This window comes from Mesorhizobium sp. B1-1-5 (assembly GCF_006443065.1).
Taxonomy (GTDB): Bacteria; Pseudomonadota; Alphaproteobacteria; order Rhizobiales; family Rhizobiaceae; genus Mesorhizobium.
Window position 1 is genome coordinate 1 of sequence record NZ_VFWS01000198.1, and the last position, 5292, is coordinate 5292.

The window sequence follows — 5292 nt, forward strand, 5'->3', positions numbered from 1 at the left end:
GCTCCGCCCGTGGATGACGAAGTAGCGGACGTTTCGGCTAATCTCCACGCTGATCGTGGGACCGACTCATCCTTATTACGGCAGCAGATCGGCCACCGGCAGCACGGTCTCGTCCTTGACCGTCTTGGTGACGATGTAGGTGAAGTAGCGGTCGATGCCGATCTCGCGCTCGAGCAAGCCGTCGACCAGCCGCTGATAGGCGTCGATGTCGCGCGCCATCACTTTCAGCACGTAGTCGACACCGCCGCCCACCGACCAGCAGGCGACGATCTCCGGGATATCGCGCACCACCCGCTCGAAGCGGTCGAAATCAGCCTGGCGATGATTGGCCAGGGTCACCTCCATCAGCACGGTCGCCACCGGCGCGATGGCACGCATGGCGATCGCGGCGTGATAGCCGGAGACGATGCCGGCCTTCTCCAGCTTGCGCAGCCGCATCCAGCACGGCGTCGGCGACAGGCCGACCTTCTCGGCCAGCGCCAGCTTGGTGATGCGTCCGTCGCGCTGGATGGCGTCGAGAATCCTGAGGTCGATCGGGTCGAGTTTCGCTGCCGCCATGCGGGTCCGCCTTTTGTTGCGGACACCATGACGATGCATTATTTCGATTGTCAATTGCACTGATTTCGATCTCTAATAAGTCATGACATTATGGCAGCCAGATCCTGCTCTCATCCGCCGACCGGCCTATCTCTCGCTGGCCGACCAGTTCGCGCGCGCCATCCATGACGGGCGGCTGGCCAACGGCACGCGGCTGCCGACGCATCGCCGGCTGGCGGACGATCTGAAGCTTTCGGTGCAGACCGTCAGCCGCGCCTATGAGGAGTTGATCCGCCGGGGACTGATTTCCGGCGAGGTCGGCCGCGGCAGCTTCGTGCAGACGCAGCGCCGCGAGCCCGAGCCGCCCTACATCCCGGAGCGGCTGGGCGAGGTCATAGACCTCTCCATCCTGAAGCCGGTCTGCGAGCCGATGCATCTGGAGAAACTGAAACAGGCGCTGGGCTGGCTCTCCGAGAACCTGCCGTCGAGCTCGGCGCTGTCGTTCCGGCCCAACATGGTTTTCCCGCGCCACCGCGCGGTCGCGGTCGAATGGCTGAGACTTTGCGGCCTTGAAGCGTCGCCGCAGAACATCAGCCTGACCAACGGCGCCACTGCCGGCATGACGGTGGCGCTGATGAGCGTGGCGCCGCCCGGCTCGACAGTCGCTACCGAAGCGATCGGCCACCACACGCTGATCCCGCTCGCCCGCTATCTCGGCTTCAACCTTGAAGGCCTGCCGATCGACGGCAACGGGCTGGTCCCCGAAGCGCTCGACGAGGCCTGCCGCCTCTCGGACATCCGCGCTGTGTTCGTCCAGCCGTCTGTGATCAACCCGACGGCGACGCTCATGGACGCCACGAGGCGCGAACAGATCGCGGCGGTTGCCCGCAAGCACGATATCGCCATCATCGAGAACGACGTGCTCGGGCCACTGGTCGAAGGCAGGCCGCCCGCGGTTGCCGCCTTTGCGCCGGAGCGGACGCTCTACGTCACCTCCTTCACCAAAATCGTCGTGCCAGGCCTGCGCATCGGCTATCTCGCGGTACCGGACCGCTATGTCGCGGCCGTCGCCAACCGCCATCTCGTCTCGAACTGGATGGCGACGCCGATGGTGGCGGAAATCGCCACCCGCTGGGTAACCGACGGCACCGCGATGGAACTGGTCGACTGGCAGCGCGGCGCGCTGAGGCGCCGGCAGGAGATTGCTGCGGAAGTGCTGGCCGGCGTCGACTATCGCTGTCACCGCGACGGGCTGCATCTGTGGCTCGAGCTGCCGGGCGACCGGGCCGAGGAGAGCTTTGTCGCGCAGGCGCGCCTGCGCGGAGTGGCGATCGCGCCGGGCACCTCGTTCCGCATCGCCGACACGCCGTGGCATCCGGCCGTGCGCATCTCGCTCGGATCGACCACCGAGGGGGAACTGCGCGCCGGCCTGAGCGTTGTCGCCAAGCTGTTGCTCGGCGATCCGGAGCATCTCCTGCTCGCCATCTGATGCACAAGTGGAGCCAGATTGCCCTGAAATTGTGCGGCGCCGAAAAATATTGTCATGATATTATTTTCTCAATTGACATGATTTGGCGCGTTTCGCATCGTTAAGGGCATAGGCTTCTCCAGAACGGGGACATGGATTGCCCGCGCCCATCATCAAGGTTGATGCGATTTCGAAGAGCTTCGGCGCCTTCAAGGTGCTGGACGGCCTATCGATGCAGGTCATGCCCGGCGAGAAGCTGGCGCTGATCGGCCCGTCCGGCTCAGGCAAGACGACGATCCTGCGCATCCTGATGACGCTGGAGAAGATCGACGGCGGCCATATCCAGGTCGACGGCGAGCAGCTCTACCACATGGAGCGCAACGGCCAGTTGCTGCCGGCCGACGAGCGGCACCTGGCCAGGATGCGCCAGAAGATCGGCATGGTCTTCCAGCTCTTCAATCTCTTCCCGCACAAATGCGTCATGGACAATGTGACCCTGGCGCCGATGCTGACCAAGGGCATCGCGCGCGCCGCCGCCGAGAAGCGGGCGATGGAACTGCTCGACATGGTCGGACTAGCGGACAAGGCGAAGGCGATGCCGGCGCAGCTCTCCGGCGGCCAGAAGCAGCGCGTGGCGATCGCCAGGGCATTGGCGCTGTCGCCCAAGATCATGCTGTTCGACGAGGTCACCTCGGCGCTCGATCCGGAGCTCGTCGAGGAAGTGCTCAACGTCATGCGCAAGCTCGCCGCCGAGACCGACATGACGATGCTTCTGGTCACCCATGAGATGGGTTTTGCCCACGATTTCGCCGACCGCGTGCTGTTCTTCGACCGCGGCAGGATCGTCGAGGAAGGCAAGCCCGATGAGATTTTCCGCCATCCCAAACAGGAAAGAACGCAGAGCTTCCTGAAGAAGATCATCGCGGCCGGACATCGCGTCTGACCGCAATGCAAACGAGCGACGTAGTCGTCTCGGGGCGGCGCAAGCCGTCCAAGGGCGGCCAAAGGCCGTCCCGAACCAAGGCAAACCAAGAAGACAAACAAGGAGTTGGGAACAATGAAGAAACTTGGCATTCTGGCTGGCGTCGCCGGCCTCGCGATCACCGCGATGCTGCTCGCCCCCGGCGCGCGGTCGGCGGATGACGCCAAGCTGGAGCAGCTCAAGCAGCAGGGCTTCGCCCGCGTCGCCATCGCCAACGAGCCGCCTTATACGGCGGTCGCCGCCGACGGCAAGGTGTCGGGCGCGGCTCCCGACGTGGCGCGCGAGATCTTCAAGCGTCTCGGCGTCAACGACATCGTCGCTTCCATCTCCGAATACGGCGCGATGATCCCCGGCCTGCAGGCCGGCCGCTTCGACGTCGTCACCGCCGGCCTGTTCATGAAGCCGGAGCGCTGCGCGGCGGTCGCCTATTCCGAGCCGGTGCTTTGCGATGCCGAAGCGATGCTGGTGAAGAAGGGCAATCCGAAGGGCTTCAAGAGCTACGAGGACATCGCCAAGGACAGCTCCGCCACAGTCGGCGCGCCGGGCGGCGGCACCGAGGAGAAGCTGGCGCTCAATGCCGGCGTGCCGCGCGATCGCGTCGTTGTCGTGCCGGATGGCCAGAGCGGCCTGAAGATGGTGCAGGACGGCCGTATCGACGCTTATTCGCTGCCTGTGCTCTCGATCAACGACCTGATGAAGAAGGCCAACGACCCGAACCTCGAAGTGATCGCGCCGGTGCAGGGCGCGCCGGTCTATTGCGATGGCGCGGCCTTCAAGAAAGGCGACGAGGCACTGCGCGACGCCTATGACGTCGAGCTCGCCAAAATGAAAAAGTCCGGCGAGTTCGCCAAGATCATCGAACCCTACGGCTTCTCGGCCAAGGCGGCGATGTCGACGACGCGCGAGAAGCTCTGCGCGGCGAAGTAGGACGCGGCCTTTGCCTTCTCCCCGTTAACGGGGAGAAGGCGTCACGAAGTGACGGATGAGGGGCGGCGCCAGCATTTCAAGGTTGGCGCTGCCCCTCATCTGCCTGTCCATCCTACGCAGCAGCTGCGCTGCAGCTACGGAGGGTAAACCGGCATCTCCCTGTCGATGGTAGGCGCCAAGCACATCAAATGTTGGGAAACTTCTAGTTTTATGACCCAGTGGTCCGGCTATCTCGGCCTGATATTGCAGGGAGCGCTTGTCACCATCGAGCTGACGCTGATGGGGTCGGTGCTTGCGCTGATGATGGCCTTCCTGGCCGGAATGGGACGCGTGTCGCGCTTCTTCATCATCCGCGCATTGGCGACGACCTACATCGAATTCTTCCGCGGCACCTCGATTTTCGTGCAACTGTTCTGGGCCTATTTCGTGCTGCCTTTTGCCGGCCTGTCGCTGACGCCGCTGCAGGCCGGCGTGCTGGCGCTGGGCTTGAATGTCGGCGCCTACGCGGCGGAAGTCGTGCGCGGCGCCATACTGTCGGTCGGCCGCGAGCAATACGAGGCCTGCACGGCGCTCAATCTCGGCCGCTGGCAAGGCATGCGCTATGTGATCCTGCCGCAGGCGCTGCTGGTCATGCTGCCTACCTTCGGCAACAACGCGATCGAGCTGCTCAAGGCAACCTCGGTCGTGTCGCTGATCTCGCTTGCCGACCTGACCTTCCAGGCGCAGGTGGTGCGCTCGCAGACCGGCAGCACGTTGATGCCCTTCCTCTCCGTTCTCGTCATCTATTTCGCGCTGGCGCTGATCATCTCGTGGGGCATTCGCACGCTGGAGCGCCGCATGGCGCGCGGCCTAGACGGAGTGCGGGTCTGATGGATTGGGATTGGAACTTCGTCTGGGAGATCATGCCGACCCTGATCCAGGGGGTGAAGATCACGATCCTGGCGACGGTGCTCGGCTCGGTTCTGGCGGCGATCGTGGGGCTTGGGATCGCGCTGGCGCGGCGCTCGGAGAACCGCATCGTCGCGCGCAGCGTCGGCTGGTTCGCCGAGTTCATCCGCGGCACGCCGCTCCTGGTGCAGCTCTATTTCATCTTCTACGTGCTGCCCGACATCGGCATCCTGCTGCCGCCGCTGGTAGCGGGCGTCATCGGGCTCGGCCTGCATTACGGCACCTACACGGCCGAGGTTTACCGCGCCGGCATCGACAATGTGCCGCGCGGCCAGTGGGAAGCTGCCAAGGCTTGCAATCTGGGTGGGCGCCACACCTGGACGCATATCATCCTGCCGCAGGCGATTCCGCCGATGATCCCGGCCCTGGCCAACTATTTCATCGCCATGTTCAAGGAGACGCCGCTGCTGTCGGCGATCACCGTGCTGGA

The 5292-nt window shown here is 64.3% G+C and carries 6 protein-coding genes; 5 read left to right on the forward strand and 1 reads right to left on the reverse strand.

The annotated features are described in order from the left end of the window. Positions 1-75 precede the first annotated feature (75 nt). Positions 76-558, reverse strand: a complete 483-nt coding sequence (locus tag FJ980_RS29135; protein ID WP_140547090.1) for an Lrp/AsnC family transcriptional regulator — start codon at positions 556-558, stop codon at positions 76-78. An 82-nt stretch (positions 559-640) separates the two neighbouring features. Here FJ980_RS29135 and FJ980_RS29140 point away from each other — a divergent pair, with 82 nt between their 5' ends. The 5 genes from FJ980_RS29140 to ehuD all read left to right on the forward strand — a co-directional run. After that, positions 641-2026: a PLP-dependent aminotransferase family protein gene (locus FJ980_RS29140; RefSeq protein WP_140547091.1), complete on the forward strand. Its 1386-nt coding sequence runs from the start codon at positions 641-643 to the stop codon at positions 2024-2026. 136 nt (positions 2027-2162) lie between these two features. Further along, positions 2163-2948: an ectoine/hydroxyectoine ABC transporter ATP-binding protein EhuA gene (ehuA, locus tag FJ980_RS29145; RefSeq protein ID WP_140547092.1), complete on the forward strand. Its 786-nt coding sequence runs from the start codon at positions 2163-2165 to the stop codon at positions 2946-2948. Between the two features lie 114 nt (positions 2949-3062). After that, entirely contained in the window at positions 3063-3914 is an 852-nt protein-coding gene (gene ehuB / locus FJ980_RS29150; protein ID WP_140547093.1) for an ectoine/hydroxyectoine ABC transporter substrate-binding protein EhuB, read from the forward strand. 210 nt (positions 3915-4124) lie between these two features. Continuing rightward, on the forward strand, positions 4125-4784 hold the full coding sequence (gene ehuC / locus FJ980_RS29155) for an ectoine/hydroxyectoine ABC transporter permease subunit EhuC (RefSeq protein WP_140547094.1): 660 nt from the start codon (positions 4125-4127) through the stop codon (positions 4782-4784). Beyond that, on the forward strand, positions 4784-5292 hold a 509-nt coding region (gene ehuD / locus FJ980_RS29160; RefSeq protein ID WP_140547095.1), incomplete at its 3' end, for an ectoine/hydroxyectoine ABC transporter permease subunit EhuD. The genes ehuC and ehuD, both read left to right, overlap by 1 nt.